The sequence below is a fragment of the Streptococcus suis genome (assembly GCF_002964045.1).
Classification (GTDB): Bacteria; Bacillota; Bacilli; order Lactobacillales; family Streptococcaceae; genus Streptococcus; species Streptococcus suis_U.
Genome location: NZ_POPB01000631.1, coordinates 1 through 309 on the forward strand (window position 1 = coordinate 1; position 309 = coordinate 309).

Genomic DNA, 309 nt, shown 5'->3' on the forward strand with positions numbered 1-309 from the left:
CTTCCAGATGTGGAATACCCAACCGATGCTTATGACTACCAAGGCTGTCTGTCATTGGTTAAAGAATTAACCATCAAGGACGGTAAGCTCTACCAATATCCAGTCGATGCTATTACCAGTCTTCGTAAAGAAGCTCAGCCATTTTCAGCCCAAAAAGAAACCAATAATGTTTACGAATTAGAACTTGATTTTTCAGCAGGCACGAAGCATGAAATCGTATTGTTCGCAAATGAAGAAGAAAAAGGCTTGGTCTTGTCTGTAGACACTGAACAAGGCCAGATCACATTAGACCGTGGCAACTGTGGTCAA

1 pseudogene is annotated in these 309 nt (G+C 41.7%); it reads left to right on the forward strand.

Annotated features, from left to right (window positions below):
• Positions 1-309, forward strand: a pseudogene (locus C1E99_RS13750) (sucrose-6-phosphate hydrolase); the annotation flags it as partial.